This window comes from Pedobacter sp. GR22-10 (genome assembly GCF_026239715.1).
Taxonomy (GTDB): Bacteria; Bacteroidota; Bacteroidia; order Sphingobacteriales; family Sphingobacteriaceae; genus Pedobacter.
In genome coordinates, this window is record NZ_JAPIVR010000007.1 from 1 (window position 1) to 18,368 (window position 18,368).

Annotated in this window: 18 protein-coding genes; 4 read left to right on the top strand and 14 right to left on the bottom strand. The window is 38.7% G+C overall.

Going from position 1 to position 18,368, the window contains the following annotated elements:
* The 6 genes from OQX64_RS20910 to OQX64_RS20935 form a co-directional block, all read right to left on the bottom strand.
* Nucleotides 1-942 (bottom strand): hypothetical protein (locus OQX64_RS20910; RefSeq protein WP_265820215.1); only part of this gene is annotated, 942 nt, incomplete at its 3' end.
* Nucleotides 893-3,559 (bottom strand): hypothetical protein, encoded by a 2,667-nt coding sequence (locus OQX64_RS20915; RefSeq protein ID WP_265820216.1) that lies wholly within the window; start codon nucleotides 3,557-3,559, stop codon nucleotides 893-895. The genes OQX64_RS20915 and OQX64_RS20910, both read right to left, overlap by 50 nt.
* A 203-nt stretch (nucleotides 3,560-3,762) precedes the next feature.
* Nucleotides 3,763-3,999: a hypothetical protein gene (locus tag OQX64_RS20920; RefSeq protein ID WP_265820217.1), complete on the bottom strand. Its 237-nt coding sequence runs from the start codon at nucleotides 3,997-3,999 to the stop codon at nucleotides 3,763-3,765.
* Between the two features lie 187 nt (nucleotides 4,000-4,186).
* A complete protein-coding gene (locus OQX64_RS20925; RefSeq protein WP_265820218.1) occupies nucleotides 4,187-5,167 on the bottom strand; it encodes a hypothetical protein in 981 nt (326 codons plus the stop codon).
* A 987-nt stretch (nucleotides 5,168-6,154) separates the two neighbouring features.
* Entirely contained in the window at nucleotides 6,155-6,826 is a 672-nt protein-coding gene (locus tag OQX64_RS20930; protein ID WP_265820219.1) for a DUF1345 domain-containing protein, read from the bottom strand.
* Nucleotides 6,823-7,611: an O-methyltransferase gene (locus OQX64_RS20935; RefSeq protein ID WP_265820220.1), complete on the bottom strand. Its 789-nt coding sequence runs from the start codon at nucleotides 7,609-7,611 to the stop codon at nucleotides 6,823-6,825. Before OQX64_RS20935 ends, OQX64_RS20930 begins: the two co-directional genes overlap by 4 nt.
* 42 nt (nucleotides 7,612-7,653) lie before the next feature.
* Here OQX64_RS20935 and OQX64_RS20940 point away from each other — a divergent pair, with 42 nt between their 5' ends.
* Both OQX64_RS20940 and OQX64_RS20945 read left to right on the top strand, forming a co-directional pair.
* A complete protein-coding gene (locus OQX64_RS20940) occupies nucleotides 7,654-8,529 on the top strand; it encodes a transglutaminase-like domain-containing protein (RefSeq protein WP_088302196.1) in 876 nt (291 codons plus the stop codon).
* A gap of 10 nt (nucleotides 8,530-8,539) precedes the next feature.
* Nucleotides 8,540-9,643, top strand: coding sequence for a glycoside hydrolase family 18 protein (locus OQX64_RS20945; RefSeq protein ID WP_265820221.1), 1,104 nt, complete (start codon nucleotides 8,540-8,542; stop codon nucleotides 9,641-9,643).
* A 5-nt stretch (nucleotides 9,644-9,648) separates the two neighbouring features.
* Here the strand turns inward: OQX64_RS20945 and OQX64_RS20950 are convergent, their stop codons facing one another.
* The 6 genes from OQX64_RS20950 to OQX64_RS20975 all read right to left on the bottom strand — a co-directional run bounded on the left by OQX64_RS20950 (nucleotide 9,649) and on the right by OQX64_RS20975 (nucleotide 14,348).
* Complete coding sequence (locus tag OQX64_RS20950; RefSeq protein ID WP_265820222.1) at nucleotides 9,649-10,197, bottom strand: hypothetical protein; 549 nt, start codon at nucleotides 10,195-10,197, stop codon at nucleotides 9,649-9,651.
* Between the two features lie 101 nt (nucleotides 10,198-10,298).
* Nucleotides 10,299-11,213: an alpha/beta hydrolase gene (locus OQX64_RS20955; protein WP_265820223.1), complete on the bottom strand. Its 915-nt coding sequence runs from the start codon at nucleotides 11,211-11,213 to the stop codon at nucleotides 10,299-10,301.
* A 4-nt stretch (nucleotides 11,214-11,217) separates the two neighbouring features.
* Nucleotides 11,218-11,607, bottom strand: coding sequence for a type II toxin-antitoxin system VapC family toxin (locus OQX64_RS20960; RefSeq protein WP_088302192.1), 390 nt, complete (start codon nucleotides 11,605-11,607; stop codon nucleotides 11,218-11,220).
* On the bottom strand, nucleotides 11,589-11,789 hold the full coding sequence (locus OQX64_RS20965) for a hypothetical protein (protein ID WP_088302191.1): 201 nt from the start codon (nucleotides 11,787-11,789) through the stop codon (nucleotides 11,589-11,591). The genes OQX64_RS20960 and OQX64_RS20965 overlap by 19 nt, the downstream gene beginning before the upstream one ends.
* A gap of 74 nt (nucleotides 11,790-11,863) precedes the next feature.
* Nucleotides 11,864-12,938 (bottom strand): peptide chain release factor 2 gene (gene prfB, locus OQX64_RS20970; RefSeq protein WP_216359252.1). Its coding sequence is split into 2 segments (ribosomal slippage): nucleotides 11,864-12,877 and nucleotides 12,879-12,938, totalling 1,074 coding nucleotides; the frame shifts between segments, so codons are not numbered across the junction.
* A gap of 105 nt (nucleotides 12,939-13,043) precedes the next feature.
* On the bottom strand, nucleotides 13,044-14,348 hold the full coding sequence (locus OQX64_RS20975) for an amidohydrolase (protein WP_265820224.1): 1,305 nt from the start codon (nucleotides 14,346-14,348) through the stop codon (nucleotides 13,044-13,046).
* 186 nt (nucleotides 14,349-14,534) lie between these two features.
* Here OQX64_RS20975 and pgi point away from each other — a divergent pair, with 186 nt between their 5' ends.
* The gene (pgi, locus tag OQX64_RS20980) at nucleotides 14,535-16,181 is read left to right on the top strand and encodes a glucose-6-phosphate isomerase (protein ID WP_265820225.1); all 1,647 of its coding nucleotides are present in this window, start codon (nucleotides 14,535-14,537) and stop codon (nucleotides 16,179-16,181) included.
* A gap of 134 nt (nucleotides 16,182-16,315) precedes the next feature.
* The gene (locus OQX64_RS20985) at nucleotides 16,316-16,849 is read left to right on the top strand and encodes a DUF4251 domain-containing protein (protein ID WP_265820226.1); all 534 of its coding nucleotides are present in this window, start codon (nucleotides 16,316-16,318) and stop codon (nucleotides 16,847-16,849) included.
* 53 nt (nucleotides 16,850-16,902) lie between these two features.
* On the opposite strand, the gene OQX64_RS20990 is transcribed toward OQX64_RS20985, so the two are convergent.
* Complete coding sequence (locus OQX64_RS20990) at nucleotides 16,903-17,988, bottom strand: glutaminyl-peptide cyclotransferase (protein WP_265820227.1); 1,086 nt, start codon at nucleotides 17,986-17,988, stop codon at nucleotides 16,903-16,905.
* Nucleotides 17,966-18,331 (bottom strand): YraN family protein, encoded by a 366-nt coding sequence (locus OQX64_RS20995; protein WP_265820228.1) that lies wholly within the window; start codon nucleotides 18,329-18,331, stop codon nucleotides 17,966-17,968. The genes OQX64_RS20990 and OQX64_RS20995 overlap by 23 nt, the downstream gene beginning before the upstream one ends.
* Nucleotides 18,332-18,368: the final 37 nt, after the last annotated feature.

Sequence of the window (18,368 nt, forward strand, 5' to 3'; positions counted from 1 at the left end):
GCCTACAAAAGGTTTGTAGGTGTAGGTGGTCATTTGAGCGTCCTTTGGATACAGCCTAATGTCATCAATGTAGGTATAGCCATTACCAATGATGACGTCTGTGTAATTGCTGCCTGCTGAAACCATCTGTTCTACATAGGTCCAGGGAGCTGCAGCATCTACTTTACCCCAATAAGACAATATCAGCTGACTATGGCCTGAAGAAGCGGGCGGCACTTTCACTGTGAAATTACCCAAGTGACATTGCTCTCCCGTCTTTGCATAGGAAGTACTGATTTGATTGGTATCTTCCTCAAAACTGGTATGAAATGGCGTCGTCCAATCTACTGTCGTCGTAAAAGTCAGATTCACCTCAATTTCCTGGAAAAACAAAGTATTTGACTGAGCTGGCTGATAACCTGTCCTTACTTTCATAGTATAAGTACCTGCAGGTAATGTGACCTGCCCCGTCAACGTTAATGCAGTTGACGATGCTTCCATTTTGTCAGAAAATGATGCGACCAAACTATTGCTACTGTTGTAGATATCGGTATAAAACCAGGCTTCATGATCATCACTTTTATAATAGGTACGGGCAATTGTGGCACTAACCGTTTGCGAAAAAGTGGTGCTGCCATCCATAGCGTAAGTGGTGCCATTGCTCATCTGGTTCATAAAGTGATGATAGCCATACGATGTACCCTCTAATGAAGTGCCGGATACTGATGTCGAATTGTCTATTTTAGCAATAGGTAAGGATTGTTTATAAGCCCATATATAGGATGTTTGAGCAGCTGATTCCTTTGACAAAGAGGTAGCGTTACCCTTTGTATCGTAGGTGTGATAGCGGAGACGGGGCTCATAAGTTGTCTGATTTTTTTCTTTTGTTTCCACAAGCCGGGGCACAATAAGATTAGTAGCGGTTGTACTCCAGGAAGAGCCATTCCCAAAAATCGTATCCATTTCTGGTAGATTCCAGCAAACTCCCATTTCTATATTTAGATTCCTCTATGACTGGTGAAACCATAAAACGACCGGCCATCGTTGTGTAAGGCTCGGCAACTGAAAAATCTATAGGGTAGCGATATTTCTTTTCTAAAACGTCGCCGATGCTTGAAACAAGCTTCTCCTCGGCGATGTCGCCATTTGCATTGTATTTAAAAGATTTTAATGTCTCAACAAATTGTGCCGGATCGGATTGAGCATAGTTTCTCGTTAGCGAGGTTTCGAGCTGGAGTGAATTGTAGAAGACCTTATACGCTGACTTGTGAAAAGTATTGAAATTAATCGTATAAGAATTAGTTGGAGAGGTAACACTGCAAAAACTTTCCTTACCATTCCTAATGGCACGTGCATAATTAGTGTTATTACGAGTATAGGTATTAATGATCCTCGAAACTGGTATCCCAAGGTTACTGAACATGGTTTCTTCCGATAATTTCCCCCGCTCATGTGCGCGTGATGAAACTGGAAACTGGTAATTAAATCCTCCATTGTTAGAAGCTATGAATATCTCATCCCCATATCCATTATCATGATTGGTATATTTATATATAGTATAAGCACCATCACTTCGTTTTTCCACTACTTCTGAATAACCTATATAGCTACCAGAACTAAATTCAGTTAAAGGAATTACAGGATTTGAATAGATTGCGTAATATGAAAAAGAAACGGGGGTAGAAACATTAAGAGACGAACTATATTTTGGTCTTGAATGTAATATGCCAGATGAAACGAGGGCATTAGTATCCACACCAGCCGTATAACCTTTCACATAAAGGTACTCTTTCACTGTGGTTCCGCTTGTGGCATCATCACTAATAATCTTCTTTATGCGAAGTCCACCTATGGTATTTAAATAATCTTCCAGAACAATATTTGCCTGATTATCTACCGCTGATATAGCGGCAACTTTGCTACACCTGTTAAGTTCATATTCGAATTTCGTATTTCCACCAGTAGGATAAATGATTTCATTCAGGACGCCGGCTTGGGTATATTGCAAACTCGGCCCCCTATAATTCGCTATGTTAGCGAGATCATTTGAAAAACTTGAATAAATGCTCGGCAATGTCGGACCATTATTATAAAACCCCCAATGATCACCAACTGACTCTAAATACCTCGCAATTGGCTGTTTATTGTATTTAAATTGATATTTTTCCTGAGAAATCGCCCCTGCATCAAGAAAGGTTATTCCTGAAAGACGTAGTCTTTCAGCCGAACTATTATCATAATCGAAGCGAAAAGTACGTTTGATATTGGTACCCGCTATGTTGGTTATTTCAATTTTATCAAGTTTAAGCCATATCAGGTTTTTCCAATAAGCCGTTTCTTTGTCATGTGTCTGAAAATAGGGAACATTTGTATTCATGAATTGCGGAGTCAGAAAATCACCAGGTGTTATCGGATAAGACAAAGGATCTGCATTTTCTCCATTTTCATCTTTGTAGGTTCCGATAAATGCCCTTAAATAAGGGTTGTTCTGGGGGTCGTTATGGTCTGTATTAGGAGGCAGATAACTCATTTCATTACTGGCAGATGTCTGAAAATTGAGTTTAACATCCATTTGTGCACATTTAACAGATTTGAGATATACCGGCGAGATCAGGTTTCCCCGCTCCGGATAACCTAAGCTTTTACTCCAGCTATTTATAGTACTTCCACAACCCCATGAACCGGAAAGTCCTGAGTATGTTTTTTTGTAAGCTGCTATGTACAGTTGAATAATAGTTGGGCCTCTTTCGTATTCCAGATCGAATACCAGCTCTCCTGAAGGCGCGATGATTTGCGTAAGCTTCCATGAGGTTGCGGAAAAATAATTAAAGTTGGTACTGTTAGGGTAGTACCTGTCTGAATATTCAATAGCGGGCTCTACACCACCATATACGTATTTACATCCCATACCATCCACCAGCACGAACTTTTTGAATACTTCACCTGCCCCAAACACAAGAGAATTAACACCTGTTTCAGAGGTAACTACTTTAACAGGCTTTTCCGATTGCACACACCAGACACCCTTTTCATTTAGGAAGAACCGTCCGGAATTTCCAGGGTAAGAAAACTGGAAATCATCTGGCTCAAGATCTCTGTTCAACTGATCTGTCCCATCGGAATTGATACCAGTAAATAAAAAAGAGCTTGACCAACTCGTCGCATTATCAAGAAGCGCATAGGTACCATAAAAGCCTTTAAGAATCCCACCAGTCGTTTGGGGGCTATTATAATTCTTTTCATCAGGGATGCCCCGTTGTACACGGTCTATCGATCCGCCGGCAACAAGGCTCCAGCCCAAACCTATCCAGGAAGGGTGCTGATCTATTTTGCTGCCCGAGGCATGGTAACTCGCATTGACTGGTAATGTGATTCCTTTGTTATTGAACTGATAAATTGGTACTGATATTTGTGGTAGTCCAGAGAATAAAGAAACGGGTACTTCACCATATACACCAAGATTTTGTGTATTAGGTGACGGGGCAGCCGATACTGGTGTATAGCTGAGGCCGCTTTGAGAATAGCAAGGAACAATACAAGTGCAGCAAACTAAAATGATTAGGTATAGTTTTTTTAACATATGCTTTCGATGAGTTTTTATATATGTATTATAGTGAGCTTACAGTTTTAGCACCAGGAATGCTGTACTGATCCTGGCATTACCAACATGCCCCTTGGGTGATGTTGGTAATTTCATGACGAATTTTAATGGTTTTAATAGATTACAGCAGGAAATTAAAGAATACAAGCAGACCTTTTAAAGCTGCCATTAAATCAACAAGGTTAATCTGAATTAAATATTTTCATAAAATCTGCCATAATGGTTCTACTCCATACCCGGTTTGTATATATGTTAAAGCATCCGATGGATAATTCTGTCGTCATATGGTTGTCCCAACCTGAATCTGTCAGCGTTACCGGATAAAATTTATCTCCATGTACAGTAATTGAGGTATTGGTTTGTGCGTAACTTTGCTGATAAGCCCAAGTAAAGAACAAAATAGTAAATAGCATTCTCATGGTCGTTTGTTTTTTTTGGAGTTTTGGTTCTCTTTAATCATTTGCTGAAAAAGCTGTTTAGTGGATTTTGCTTATGGATTTGTTGTGCCTATTCCAACATTTCCATTAGCCGGAAACATGTTGGTTTGTGCGTAACCAAATGTGATTGAAACCATCAACAGCAAAAGAATTGCTAATATTCTCATCATTAATTCTTTTTATTTAAAATTTGCTCAATCTCCAAAAGCCGTCTATTTTGGTTCTCTATCTGTTTCTCTTTATCTATCAAATGTAACGTCAACTCTTCCACCTTCTTCAATAAAAGCTTATTCATTTCACCCAGTGTAACCCCATTGGCTTCCACTTCTTTTGCAAATGGTATATCCGGAAGGTGGCCATTAAGCTTGATTTGTTTAGCTATCTGAGTAAGTGTAGGCAATTGATAATCTTGTAGAAATACATAATCCGGCCAGTTGGTCGCTTCCACTTTAATTTCCCGTGCCTGGATTTTACCTTCCACATTTAACTTTTCGGTAAGGCTTGAGGTTCCGATGCCTATATTTCCGGCCGTAACCATGAAACCATCTACATAAAGTCTGCTGAAATAGTTGTTCGGACCACCGCCGTAAGGCGCAGGTGATCTTGCCGAGTTTTCGCCAGAACTTTCCAGGTAAAGTACATTTGATCCATCGGCAGCAAGCCTGAATTGTGGCCCACCGCTGCCATAACGGTGAAAGGCAAGCGTAGGCGAAGAATGATTAACCGTGCTGTTATTATTTACGATCTCGATGCTGTTTGTATTGAGAGCCGCATTGGTCCAGCTGTAACCACCCATATTGGTATTACCGTAAGAAAATGATGCCTGTCCGTCCACTATTGATTTACCATCCGTTTGCAATAGTATTTTAGACCAGGGCTGACCGGCATTATTATTCGTTTTCCGAAAAAATAGGTTCTGATCGAAGAAGCTGCCAGAAAATTGCATGGCATAATTATTTTCTGCGTTGCTATGCCTAACATCTAACAAATGCCACCAACTTCCAGCACCAGCAGGATAATTAATTGGATTATACGTTTCAAAAAATCCGGATACGGCACCAGCATTACCTTGTGAACCCACATTATCCCGTGTTAGACTAAAAGCTAAAAAGGGTACAAACAGAAAAAAGAAAATAAATTTAGATTTCATAAAAGTTTATATAATGTTTTCTACGTTCTTCGAACCATAATTATCATTCAGCAAGCCTGACAATCAAAAACAAAGAAGGTAAAAAAGAATAATTATGGTCTGATCTTTTTGACGAACGTGCAATATGAAGTGATATTCTACTGTTTTGGAGTGACGAACGTAAATCAGTTTTTTTAAAAATTAAGGTCTACGAAATTTATTCCTTAGCTAAATTGTAGTGGTTTAATTAGAGTGCAGGAAAAGTATCCATTTGTAGAGGAAGGTTGATATCACAGAAGAATTCATTACATTTTTTGAGATAAGCTTAACATTAGCTACTCTTCAACTCTGCCAGCAAATGAACATTTTAAGTCACTAGAAAGTATAGGATAATACCCATTTAAACTGTCTGGCAGCGAAAGCCAGCAAATTTTAGTACAAGGCGACTTTCGCTTTGACCCGAAAAACCTTTTCAAATCTCACTAAAGCGCATTTCATCATCGAACTCAAATTATTAGCTATATAGTTTTATCAAAGGTTTTTAAAAGTGAGCATAGAGGTTATAAACTAGCAAACATAGTTTGCTAAGAGGGATTCATTTTAATATTAGCAAGACGTCTCTCGCAGATGAAATCGATTTACGCTGAAAAATCTAAGACATTTATGTCAAACCAAAAAACAAGCATCTATCCTGTATTTAATTAAGGGTTGCCTTAGATATCAGCTGCATGAATCTGTTATTACCATTTGTTCGACATTGCATTACCTTTTGTTAACCTTTTCTGTACCCTTGGTTAACCCTTAGCTTACCCTTTGTTAACCCCTTGCTTACCCTTTGTTAACCCATCGGTTACCCAAAAGGTAATCAACCAGACCAGAAATGGTGAAGAACAGGTCATAAAGGATGCCACTATTTTCAGATCATCTGTATAGAAAGGCCAATAAAATAAAGAATTTTGCGTGATCAAATCAGAAAAGCTGCAATGCTTATAACCATATAACAAACATTTACTTTCCTAACCCGGCCAGTGCATTTATAGTCAATGCCACAATAACGGTATTAAATACAAAAGCAATTAAACTGTGAAGTAACGAAAGCCGGCGGATTCTCCGGGAAGAAATTTCCACATCAGAAACCTGAAAAGTCATGCCGAGAACAAAAGAAAAATAAGCGAAATCAATGAAATCTGGTGCTTCATTCCCGGGGAAATCCAATCCGGAGCCTTTTTTCCGGGCATCGCCCTGATCAATGGTTTCGTAATAAAGATGAGCATAACGCATACTGAAGGTAGTATGCACCAAAAACCAGGATAAGAACATGCCTGATATGGCGATGATGAGGTCAAATGGCTTGATATCCTGATCAATTAATAATAAAACCACGGCAAGCAAGCCTGCGAAGGTAGAAACCACCACAACGGCAAAGATCTCGCCCCGGGTTTCATCCTGCTTAACGGCCTTTAAATGGGTTTGCGCTACAGAAGTATGAAAAAACATGTACCAGTGCAGGCTGATTAAAACCAGGCAAAAAAGATCCCAGCCAAACATCATATGGGTTAAAGTTCCGAATTGAAGCGGCAATACAATAAAATAGCCAGCAATACCTGTAAGCAAACTGATCAGCAGTATATATAAAGCAGATAACTTTTGAATGCCCTTTAATTTCGGTTCGATGTTCACTGTTTAAATTTTAATTTAAAATGTTCTTTTGCCTGACCTTTCTTAAAATAAACCAAACCGATCCAGAATAAATCGATCGTTACGGTCACATCCGGATGGCTTTTAATCTCTTCCCAGGCTTCTTTCATGCCCTGGCTCCAGTAAATATCATCAAAAATAAGCAATGAATGTTCAGTTACTTTCGGCAGGCACCATTTAAAGTAATTCAAAGTGGCATCTTTTCTATGGTTGCCATCAATGTAAACGAAATCCAGACTCGGTTGCTTCGCGATAATATCTGGCAGGATAAGGTCAAAGTTCCCTACATGAAGTTCGACATTTTGCAGGTCAAGATCTTTAAAGTTTTGATGGGCAACTTCAGCAGTTTGCGGACAACCTTCAATCGTGATAATTTCAGCCTCCGGACAGGCTTTGGATAAATAGGAAGTAGTGATACCTAAACAGGTGCCCAGTTCAATGGCTGTTTTAGGCCCGGTATCTTTTGCCAAACGATATATCAATTTGGCTAAACGCGGACTCTTAAGTGCGTTCTGTGCAATCTGATTGACTTTCTTTGTACGATTTTTATTGAGATGAGAACCGGCCCCCAAGTCAGTAACGGTTATAGTGGATTCGTCAGAAAAAAGTTTTTTTCTTTGCGCTTCTATTGTTTTGTATTCAGATTTGTCGGTAAAATCGTAAATTACCTCATCTGCAAGCTTGTACACAAAGGGTGAGTGTGTACCGTGTCTGGTTTTAGCTGTTAATTGGTGTTTAAGATAATCGGTAATAAATTGAAATAGCATATTGCAAAAGTAATTAATCGCCGCATACAGGTTATATGTTTTATGGAAAATATCACAGAGATAAGTGCTTTAGTTAAATTACTTGATGATCCTGATGAAGAAGTTTATCATCATGTAGAAAAAAAATTACTGGAATATGGTGGTGAAGTGATTCACTATCTGGAAAATGCCTGGGAGCAGTCTTTTGATGGACTTTTACAGGAGCGCATCGAAAATATCGTTCACCAGATTCAGTTTAGTACGGTTAAAGAAGATTTAAATTTATGGTATCTGAGCGGTGCATTTGATCTGCTTCAGGGTGCCATGATTATTAACCGCTATCAATATCCTGATCTGGATGAACAAAAAATCATCATCCAGATGGAAGAAATCAAACGCGATATCTGGCTGGGTTTGCAATATGAGATGAGTTCTGTAGAAAAGGTTAAACTCATCAACCATGTATTGTACCAGCAATATGGCTTTGGCGGCAATACGAAAAACCACCATGATCCACAAAACTCTTATTTAAACCAGGTTTTAGAAAGTAAAAAAGGCAATCAGATTTCACTGGCCATCATTTATTCTACCCTTGCCCAGAAATTGGATTTACCTGTTTATGGTATCAATTTGCCTCAACATTTTATTTTAGGTTATATTGACGACAGCAAACAGGAAGGAACGGATTATAGTGTTTTATTCTATATTAATGCCTTTAACCGGGGCAATATTTTTGGCAAGCATGATGTAGACCAGTTTCTGCGTCAGCTCAATTTAGAGCCGTTGCCAGAATATTATAAGCCCTGCAGCAATACAGATATCATTCGCAGGGTGATCAGAAACCTGATTTCTGCTTATGAAAATGCCGGTGCAACTGAAAAAGCAGCAGAACTAAACGAATTACAAGATATCTTAAAAGAAGAGCCAAATACCCATTAAAATTTTCAGGATGCAGTCTAAGTCACTTTTTTTTACCTTTTTTAGTTTTACAGCAATATTTTTCAGTACCAGTCTTTTTGCTCAAAAACCTCTTAAACCGAATGTGATTGCCTACTATACGGGTAATGGAACAGTGATCGATAGTTTTCCGGTTGAAAAGATCAGTCACCTGATTTATAGTTTTGGTCACTTAAAAGGTGATAGCCTTTACATCAGTTCTGCTAAAGATTCTGCTTTAATTGACAGAATGGTACATTTAAAAAAAAGAAATCCCGTTTTAAAAGTGATGATTGCCATGGGCGGCTGGAGTGCCTGCCCGAATTGCTCCGAAGTTTTTAGCCGGGCCAATGGCCGGAAAACTTTTGCCCAAACCACAAAAGCCTTATTGAATTATTTCAAAGCTGATGGAATTGATATCGACTGGGAATACCCGGCAGTTGAAGGTTATCCAGGGCACAAATACATGGCAGCTGATAAACAAAATTTCACCTTGCTGATTAAGGATTTAAGAGATGAACTGGGCAGCAAAGCCGAAATCAGCTTTGCTGCCGGTGGCAATAAAAACTGTCTGGATTCATGCTTTGAATGGAAAAAAGTGATGCCCTTGGTTGATCGTGTTAATTTAATGAGCTACGATCTGGTAGGCGGTTATGCCAAAATCAGCGGTCACCATACGCCACTTTATTCTACGCCGCAGCAACAGTCATCAGCAGATTATGCCATTAAAGAAATGATTAAATATGGTGTTCCGCCAGATAAAATTGCCTTAGGTGCGGCATTCTATGGAAGAATATTTGAGAATACCACGGATGCGAATCATGGCTTATATCAGCCTACTAAATTTCTGGATGGTGTTTCATCCAGAGATTACAAAACCTTTTTCAGTAAAGACAGTGGCTATCAGTACTATTGGGATGATGTGGCTAAAGCGCCATATTATTACAATGCCACCGCCAAACGTTTGGTTACATTTGATGATAAGAAATCTATAGCACTAAAAACCAGATATATTATCGATCAAAAACTGAACGGGATCATGTTCTGGGAATTGAATGATGACCCTTATAGTGGTGGCTTACTTCAGACAATTCATGAAGCGTTACCCCATCAATAATAAATCTAATTGCTGAATTTTAAATTAAATTTGCCCTCAGTAATTTTAATGATAGCACCATTTGTTCCTTTTACCTGACCACTAAACGATCCCTTTATTATACCACCATTAGTGTATGCCACATCAGAATAAAAGAAATAAATACCTTCGCTATCATTAATAGTCGAATATAAAGCGTTTGATGCATTTGTATATTCTACATATGAAAATGGATAGGTGTAATCGCTATTCCCTGTATTTAATCCCGGCGAAAATCCGATAACTGACTCATTACTAAAGAATTTAAGTCTTGGCGCTGTGCCATTAGCCATAGTACCTAAAATGGTTAATGATCTAGGTGTTGAACTTGTATTTCTCACTGCTGAAACTTCCTTTTCAGTTATAGCAATACCATCTGCCTTAAAAGTAATGAAATATTCAGAGGTAGCTCCACCATTACTACTTTCAGGACTTGTGTTCGGCCCTAAACCGTCCCAATCAATTTCTTTTCTACAACTTGCAATCGAAATAATGGCTACAAGAGCCACCATGAGGTATTTAATCTGGTTATTCATCTTCACAGCATTGAGCGTAATTACTAGCAGCAAATATATTAAAAATTTGCAAGTCTTAATCTTTTGGCAGCCAGCTTAATTCCTGGTATTTAAGCAACAAGCTAATTCATTTTTTGCGCTTTAAGCCAGTTTGCCATCAGGTTAAACCAATCCACATTTGAGGTTTTATTGATAAGGCCAAAGCCATGACCACCTTTTTCATAAAGATAAACTTCAGAAGATATACCATGGCTCTTCAAAGCATCATGCATTAAAATACTATTAGCATAAGGAACCGCGTTGTCATCCTTTGCATGAACGAAAAACACCGGCGGAGATTTCCTGTTGATGTTTTTATTTGCTGAGAAATAATGTTTCAAACTATCTGTCGGGTAATCGCCCAGTAAGTTTTTCATTGTTCCGGTATGAACAGATTCTTCAAAACTAATTACCGGATAAACCAATATGCCAAAATCTGGCCGGAGATCAATTTTTTCAGGGTCGGCAATTTTTATATCATGATAATGCGTAATCAGGGTTGAAGCAAAATGTCCACCGGCTGAAAAGCCCATGATGCCGATTTTATTCTTTTTAATGCCATATTTCCTGGCATTTTTCCGCACCAGATAAATGGCTTGCTGCGCATCCTGCAAGGGGCCATAGGTTTTCTCCGTCATGATCTGATCACTTGGCAAACGGTATTTCAAGACAAAAGCGGTAATACCAATGGCATTAAAACGTTTGGCCACATCAATGCCTTCATGACTAAAAGCTAAAGCGCCATAACCACCACCCGGACAAATGATTACAGCCGTACCTGTAGCTATATTTTTAGGTGCTTCGAAAACCGTAAGTGTGGGTACAGCAACTTTGGTGATACTTAAAGTACCATTCGCACGCGTTTCAATATTTTCTATATAATCTGACGGGGTTGGTTTTGCACCAGGAATATTTCCTGCGTAAAGGGGAATAACTTCCTGGGCTTTTGTGATAATAATACAATGAGAAATGATCAAAATTAAGAATAGTCTATTCACTGTTTTATAAATTATTTGGATTAATACATATTAAAGATTCAACTTTAGCAAAATCCTTATCATTGTCAGCTATTAGCGTTAGATTATTAATTAAACAGGTAGCAGCAATCAATGCATCAGGTAATTTAAGATGATAAGTTTTTCTAACTCTTATCGTCTCGGCAATAATCCCATTTTCCAGAAATAAGATAATGGAGTTGGAAACAAATTGCCTGTAAATATTGATATCATCCGGATTAATAGGATTCCATACCTGCAATTCTATTTCTGAGATAAATGACAATACAGATTCAACATCTAAAACATCATCCATAAAGATTAAACCTTTTAATGGGAATGTTCCATTTAAATATTTTATGGCAGCAGATGTATCAATTAAATATCTCTGTGCCATTCCTCACGTAAATGATTTAATTGTGCATCAATAGATTCAGTATTCATCGGACTTTTAATTTGATTTCGAAGAGTGGATATTTTAGTTGAATCATTGATTACCTTAATAAGATGTAACTCTTCTAATTCCTTTAAAAGTTTATAGGCTTTTTGATTGGTTAATTCTATCGTTAATGTATTCATAATGATTTAATTAATATTAATACTTGCTAATCAAATATACAAAGATTTAAATTTAGCTAATCAAATCTCCAGGATTAAAATTCCATTAAATAAGCTTTCAAAAAGTCGTTGATATCACCATTTAATACGGCATCAGGATTTGAGGTCTGGTAGTTCGTTCGGTGATCTTTAACCCGCCTGTCATCTAACACATAACTTCTGATTTGCGAACCCCATTCTATCTTTTTCTTCGATCCTTCTACCGCTGCAATGGCTTCATTCCGTTTACGTTCCTCTACCTCATATAACTGAGATTTTAATAAACGAATGGCGTTTTCTTTATTCTGCAATTGCGATCTCGACTCCTGGTTTTTAATAATAATGCCTGACGGTTTGTGGTATAAACGAACGGCTGTTTCCACCTTGTTTACGTTTTGTCCGCCGGCACCACCCGCCCTGAAAGTTTCAAATTCAATATCAGCCGGATTAATGTCGATCTGAATCGTATCATCTACCAGAGGATAAACATATACCGAAGCAAAAGAAGTGTGTCTTCTGGCATTGGAATCAAAAGGTGAAATCCTCACCAAACGGTGAACGCCGTTTTCACCTTTCAGGTATCCGTAAGAAAAATCACCGTCGAACTGGAGGGTAACCGATTTAATCCCGGCAATCTCCCCTTCCTGACTATCCTGTTCCGTAATTTTATATCCGTTTTTCTCACCCCACATGATGTACATCCGCATGAGCATATAAGCCCAGTCGCAACTTTCTGTTCCACCTGCACCAGCGGTAATCTGCATCACTGCAGAAAGCTGATCTTCCTTGTTGCGCAACATATTTTTCAGTTCCAGTTCTTCAACGGCCCTGGTACTGGCTTCAAACTGTTCCTTCATCTCTGCTTCTGAAGCATCGCCAGCCTGGAAAAACTCCAGCATCACCGCCGCATCTTCCACAGCATTATGGGTATCATTGAAACCATCTGTCCATTTTTTCTTGGAACTGATTTCAGCCAGAATTTTTTCTGCTTTTTTTGGATCATCCCAGAAATCGGGTGCCATGGTTAATTTTTCTTCTTCGCGAATGGCGTAAAGGAGCTCATCAACGTCAAAGATGCCTCCTCAGGGACGTTACTCTGTCCCTTAAATCCTGCAAGTTTTCTTTTGTCATAGTGGCAAATATATAAAATCGGATTGAGCATCAGGCATAGCCAGATGAGGATCAAAGCGAAACGTTACGGTAAAATCAGTTAAAGTGATGCAGAATTACACTTTTTTATTTTTTCATCGCCAAATAATCAAGCGTAAGGTTGGAAAGTAATTTAACGCCCAATACAAAACCACTTTCATCCAGGTAAAAATCGGGTGTATGATGCGAAGGGGCTTTTAAAGGATCTTTACCTTTGGGCATACCGCCTAAAAACACAAATAGTCCAGGGATTTTTTCCTGGAAGAATGAAAAATCTTCGGCTCCGGTAACCGGTGGCCTCAATAATACATGATCTTTGCCGGCAGTCGCCTGCATACTCGGCAGCATTTTTTCCGTGAGGGCGACATTATTAAAAGTAACCGGATAGTGGTTGCTGTAAGGGATCTTTACTTCTGCAGTTGCACCATTTGCTTCTGCTGTTTTGGTGGCAATGGTTTTAATGCGCGCGATAAACATGGCTTCATCTTCCTGACTGAAATTACGAACCGTGCCCAGCATTTCTACTTTTTCCGGAATGATATTAGAACGGATACCTCCATTTATAGCACCAATAGTCACCACACCAGGATTTTCGGTTACATTGAGGTTTCGGCTGACAATGGTTTGAAGGTTATTGATAATCTGAGCTGAAGTCACAATAGGATCAATGCTACTCCATGGGTATGCGCCATGTGCCTGACGACCAGTGACTGTAATCTTCATATCATTCACGGCAGCCATTGTTCCGCCCGGACGATAAGTGACATTTCCAACTTCAGTTTGAGAATTGATGTGCAAGCCAAAAATCACATCAACTTTTGGATTTTCTAAAACACCTTCTTTAATCATTAAAGCTGCCCCGCCTTCTTCACCGGCAGGTACGCCTTCCTCAGCAGGCTGAAAAATAAACTTCACCGTTCCGGGAATATCTTTTTTCATGGTACTCAATACTTCTGCAACCCCCATCAGTATGGCCACATGGCTGTCATGACCACAGGCATGCATTACGCCAACTTCCTGCCCGTTATATTGTGTTTTAACTTTTGAAGCAAAAGGCAAATCAACCCTTTCCATTACGGGTAACCCATCCATATCTGCACGCAAGGCCACCACTGGCCCGGGTTTACCACCTTTTAATACCCCAACCACACCTGTTTTGGCCACACCGGTAGTCACCTGAATACCCAATGACTCCAGGTGTTTAGCGATAATGCCAGCGGTTCTGACCTCTGTATTGCCCAATTCGGGATGTTCATGAAAATCTCTCCGCCAGGTAATCACTTTTTGTTCAATCGCGTTAGCTTTTTTAGCAACCTCTTCTTTTAAAGGTGATTTCTGAGCAAATAAGTTGAGCGAAAGGAATGACAAGCCGGCGAGATAGATGTATTTCATGAGCGGAACTGAAGTTTAGTTTAAGATAACCTAAGCTATACATTTTTGCCCGAAATTACAATAATCAACCTCCCTTACTCGCTTACTGCTACAAATGAGCGCAGGGGAGTTAATCATAATGATTTTTGAACATTAAAAAGACCATTTTAAATTTTTGCTTTATTACTTTTACAAAAAACAAATATTATGTTACCAAAAATAAATTTTACAGAAACAGCGGCCTATAAGTATTTAGCCGATCATTTTATTGATATTAACCAGAAAAGCATTAAAGATCTTTTCGCTGAAGATGCAGATCGTTTCAACAAGTTTTCTGTTTTTTTTGAAGATATTTTATTAGACTACAGCAAGAACCGCATTAGCGATGAAACTTTAGCTTTGCTGATGCAACTGGCACGTGAGTGCAAACTGGATGAAGCTATAAAATCAATGTATGCTGGTGATAAAATTAACGAAACTGAAGATCGTTCGGTTCTTCATATCGCCTTGCGAAATTTAAGTAACACCCCTATCCTGGTGGATGGTAAAGATGTGATGCCGGATGTAAATGAGGTATTGGCCAAGATGGAAAAGTTCAGCAACGGCATTATCAGTGGCGAATGGAAGGGTTACACCGGCAAAGCCATTACAGATGTAGTAAATATTGGTATTGGCGGATCAGATTTAGGCCCGGTAATGGTGACTGAAGCTTTAAAGCACTATAAAAATCATTTAAATATACATTTCGTTTCCAATATTGATGGAACACATATTGCGGAAACCTTATCCGGATTAGATGCTGAAACCACGTTATTTTTAGTGGCCTCCAAAACTTTCACTACACAAGAAACCATGACAAATGCACACTCTGCCAGATCATGGTTTTTAGAAAAAGGTGGTAAAGAAGGCGATATTGCGAAACATTTTGCAGCATTATCAACCAATGCCAAAGATGTATCCGCTTTCGGGATTGATACTGAAAATATGTTTGAATTTTGGGATTGGGTTGGCGGTCGTTATTCTTTATGGAGCGCCATTGGTCTATCCATTTCATTAAGTATCGGCTTTGACAATTTTAAAGAATTACTTGCTGGTGCACACGCCACTGACCATCACTTTAAAACTGCAGAATTTGAAAACAACTTGCCTGTAATTTTAGGCTTATTGGGTGTTTGGTACATCAATTTCTACAATGCAGAAACGCAGGTAATTTTACCATATGATCAATACATGCATCGTTTTGCTGCTTATTTCCAGCAGGGAGATATGGAAAGCAATGGTAAACATGTAGATAGAAATGGCCATGAGGTGGATTATGAAACCGGACCCATTATCTGGGGCGAGCCCGGCACGAATGGCCAGCATGCTTTTTATCAATTGATTCACCAAGGCACCCGGATTATTCCTGCTGATTTTATCGCGCCTGCACAAAGCTTAAATCCATTGGGTGACCATCACCCGATTTTACTTTCAAACTTTTTTGCCCAAACAGAAGCCTTAATGAATGGTAAAACGGAAGAAGAGGTAGTGGAGGAGCTGAAAAAAGATGGTAAATCAGAAGCAGAAATTGCGAAAATTGCGCCATTCAAAGTTTTTGAAGGCAACCGTCCTACCAATTCTATTCTCTTGAAGAAAGTGACACCATATACATTAGGCAGCTTGGTCGCTATTTATGAACACAAAATCTTCGTTCAGGGGGTAATCTGGAATATTTTTAGTTTCGACCAGTGGGGAGTTGAACTGGGAAAACAACTGGCGAAGAAGATTCTTCCTGAATTAGACGGCAGTGAAAAAGTAGAAAGTCATGATAGTTCAACCAATGGCTTAATCAATCAGTATAAAGCCTGGAGATAATCATATTATTTCCATTGATTAATTCATACAGCCGTCGCATTGTAAAATGCGATGGCTTTTTTATTGGCACCCTGTTTATGGAATCTTTCAAACCCATACATCCTTAAATTGTTATATCATTAAGAAACAGCAATATGAAACATTTAAAACTGATTTTGAGCATTGCCTTAACTGCATCTGCCTTACAGTTATTTGCACAAACAAATAAAGAAACTACTGTAAAAATATTGAGCGAAAAAAATTACACCTTCGTAGCCAATTCAGCCATGCCTTTGGCCAATATGGATGTTTCCAGGATTTTATCCAGCATGCCTGGGAATCAGGGCGGCGCAACCATCAATTTAACCGGTAGTCAGTATGATTTAAAAGTAACCAAGGATAGCGTAGTTGCTTATTTACCTTATTATGGCCGCTCCTTCAGCACGCCGATGAATCCGAATGAAGGCGGCATTAAGTTTACCTCAAAGGATTTCAGCTATAAGGAATCGAAAAACAAAAAGGGGGCATACACTATACAGATTAACACGAAGGATGTTTCACGGGAGAATTTCAGGCTTACTTTGAACGTAACCGAAAATGGCTATGCAAACTTAATTGCCAGTGGAAACAATAAACAGCCCATTAACTTTAATGGTTATTTAAGTGAATCAAAGAAAAAGGACAAATAATGAAAAAGCCAGATGAGTTCTGGCTTTTTTATTGAATCGTACACTGAAATATGTTATTGCTTTGATATTTTAATTTCGAAAATGTGTGGCCATTTTTTGCCTGTTACAAATAGTCTTTTAGAAGCTTTATCGTAAGCGATTCCATTCAGCACATTATTAGCCCTTGCATCATCTGTTTTGAAATAATCATCTGCTAGTAAGCCGCTGAGGTTGATTTTACCTTCAACTGCACCAGTTTCCGGGTTAATGATGAGGATATGATTTGTTGTATAAACATTGGCATAAATTTTCCCGTCAATATATTCCAATTCGTTGAGTTGTTGAATCGCTCCCTTATTGTCAAAAACATCAATCTCGCCAATGGTTTTATAGGTGTTTTTATCTAAAAAGAATATGGTATTGGAACCATCTGTTTTCAGTATTTTTTCACCGTCAAAATTTAATCCCCAACCTTCCTGCGTGCCTTCATTATAGGTAAATTCTGATAATTTTTTAAAAGTCTTTTTATCGTAAACAAATCCGGTTTTTTCACGATAGGTTAACTGGATGATTTTATCGCCTACCACCGTCATTCCTTCTCCAAAATACTGCTGATCAAGGTCTGCCTTTAACACAACCTTTCCTGTAGCGGGTTCTACCTTGCGTAAACTGGAATGACCATAATCGCCGGCACTTTCATAGAAAAATCCATCATGATATTCCAAGCCTTCTACATATGAAGACGTATCATGAGGAAGTGTTTTGATTATTTTATAGCTGTATTCTACCGGTGCCTGGGCAGCCAGTATGTTTACATTAGAGGTAAGATCTTCTGATTTTCCATCACCATAAATTCTAGCCGTAATTAAGTGATTACCCAATTTTAAACCAGCAGTTTTCATTTTTATAGCCATGGTATCGGTTTTGGCGGTAACCTTGGTACTATCCATCAGGTAAATTACGGAATCTACTTTTCCTTCTTTACCAAACAGGGCTTTAACCTCAAAATCATTTCCCGATGCAACGTTAAGTCCCATCATGGGTGAAATCAAAGACCGATAAGTTTTCGGCGCATCATCTTTACAAGAGCCTAAAAAGGCAAGGGTAATTCCAAAAAGGATAAATGTGCTGATTTGTTTAGTCTTCAGGCCAAAAAGCATCTTCAATATGGTTTAATGTGTACGTATTATTTTTTGTAAAGGTAATGGCAATAATGTCAAAACGAATATCATTTTGATGATTCATGATTTCGATGTATTCTGCAGAGGCCAGTTCCAGCTGCTTTTGTTTGGCGGTGTCTACAAAATCTTCGGGTTCACCAAACGCAACAGAAGTTCTGGCTTTTACTTCCACAAAAACCATAATTTTATTTTTGTAGGCAATTAAATCGATTTCAGCCTTTCCATATGTCCAGTTTTCATCGAGGATCTCATAATCATTGGCTTCCAGGTAGTCCTTAGCAATTGATTCACCATGTTTGCCTAAGTCGTTGTGAACAGCCATAAGGAATTATTGATTGAGTGAATTTTGAATGAGTGAG

Coding starts and splice junctions, on each gene's coding strand:
- OQX64_RS20935 (WP_265820220.1), bottom strand. CDS start 7,611: ATGCTATTTCAATTTATTACCGATTATCTTAAACACCAATTAACAGCT.
- OQX64_RS20995 (WP_265820228.1), bottom strand. CDS start 18,331: ATGGCTGTTCACAACGACTTAGGCAAACATGGTGAATCAATTGCTAAG.
- OQX64_RS20965 (WP_088302191.1), bottom strand. CDS start 11,789: ATGAATACATTAACGATAGAATTAACCAATCAAAAAGCCTATAAACTT.
- OQX64_RS20945 (WP_265820221.1), top strand. CDS start 8,540: ATGCAGTCTAAGTCACTTTTTTTTACCTTTTTTAGTTTTACAGCAATA.
- OQX64_RS20920 (WP_265820217.1), bottom strand. CDS start 3,999: ATGAGAATGCTATTTACTATTTTGTTCTTTACTTGGGCTTATCAGCAA.
- OQX64_RS20985 (WP_265820226.1), top strand. CDS start 16,316: ATGAAACATTTAAAACTGATTTTGAGCATTGCCTTAACTGCATCTGCC.
- OQX64_RS20925 (WP_265820218.1), bottom strand. CDS start 5,167: ATGAAATCTAAATTTATTTTCTTTTTTCTGTTTGTACCCTTTTTAGCT.
- OQX64_RS20915 (WP_265820216.1), bottom strand. CDS start 3,559: ATGTTAAAAAAACTATACCTAATCATTTTAGTTTGCTGCACTTGTATT.
- pgi (WP_265820225.1), top strand. CDS start 14,535: ATGTTACCAAAAATAAATTTTACAGAAACAGCGGCCTATAAGTATTTA.
- OQX64_RS20960 (WP_088302192.1), bottom strand. CDS start 11,607: ATGGCACAGAGATATTTAATTGATACATCTGCTGCCATAAAATATTTA.
- OQX64_RS20975 (WP_265820224.1), bottom strand. CDS start 14,348: ATGAAATACATCTATCTCGCCGGCTTGTCATTCCTTTCGCTCAACTTA.
- OQX64_RS20940 (WP_088302196.1), top strand. CDS start 7,654: ATGGAAAATATCACAGAGATAAGTGCTTTAGTTAAATTACTTGATGAT.
- OQX64_RS20990 (WP_265820227.1), bottom strand. CDS start 17,988: ATGCTTTTTGGCCTGAAGACTAAACAAATCAGCACATTTATCCTTTTT.
- OQX64_RS20950 (WP_265820222.1), bottom strand. CDS start 10,197: ATGAATAACCAGATTAAATACCTCATGGTGGCTCTTGTAGCCATTATT.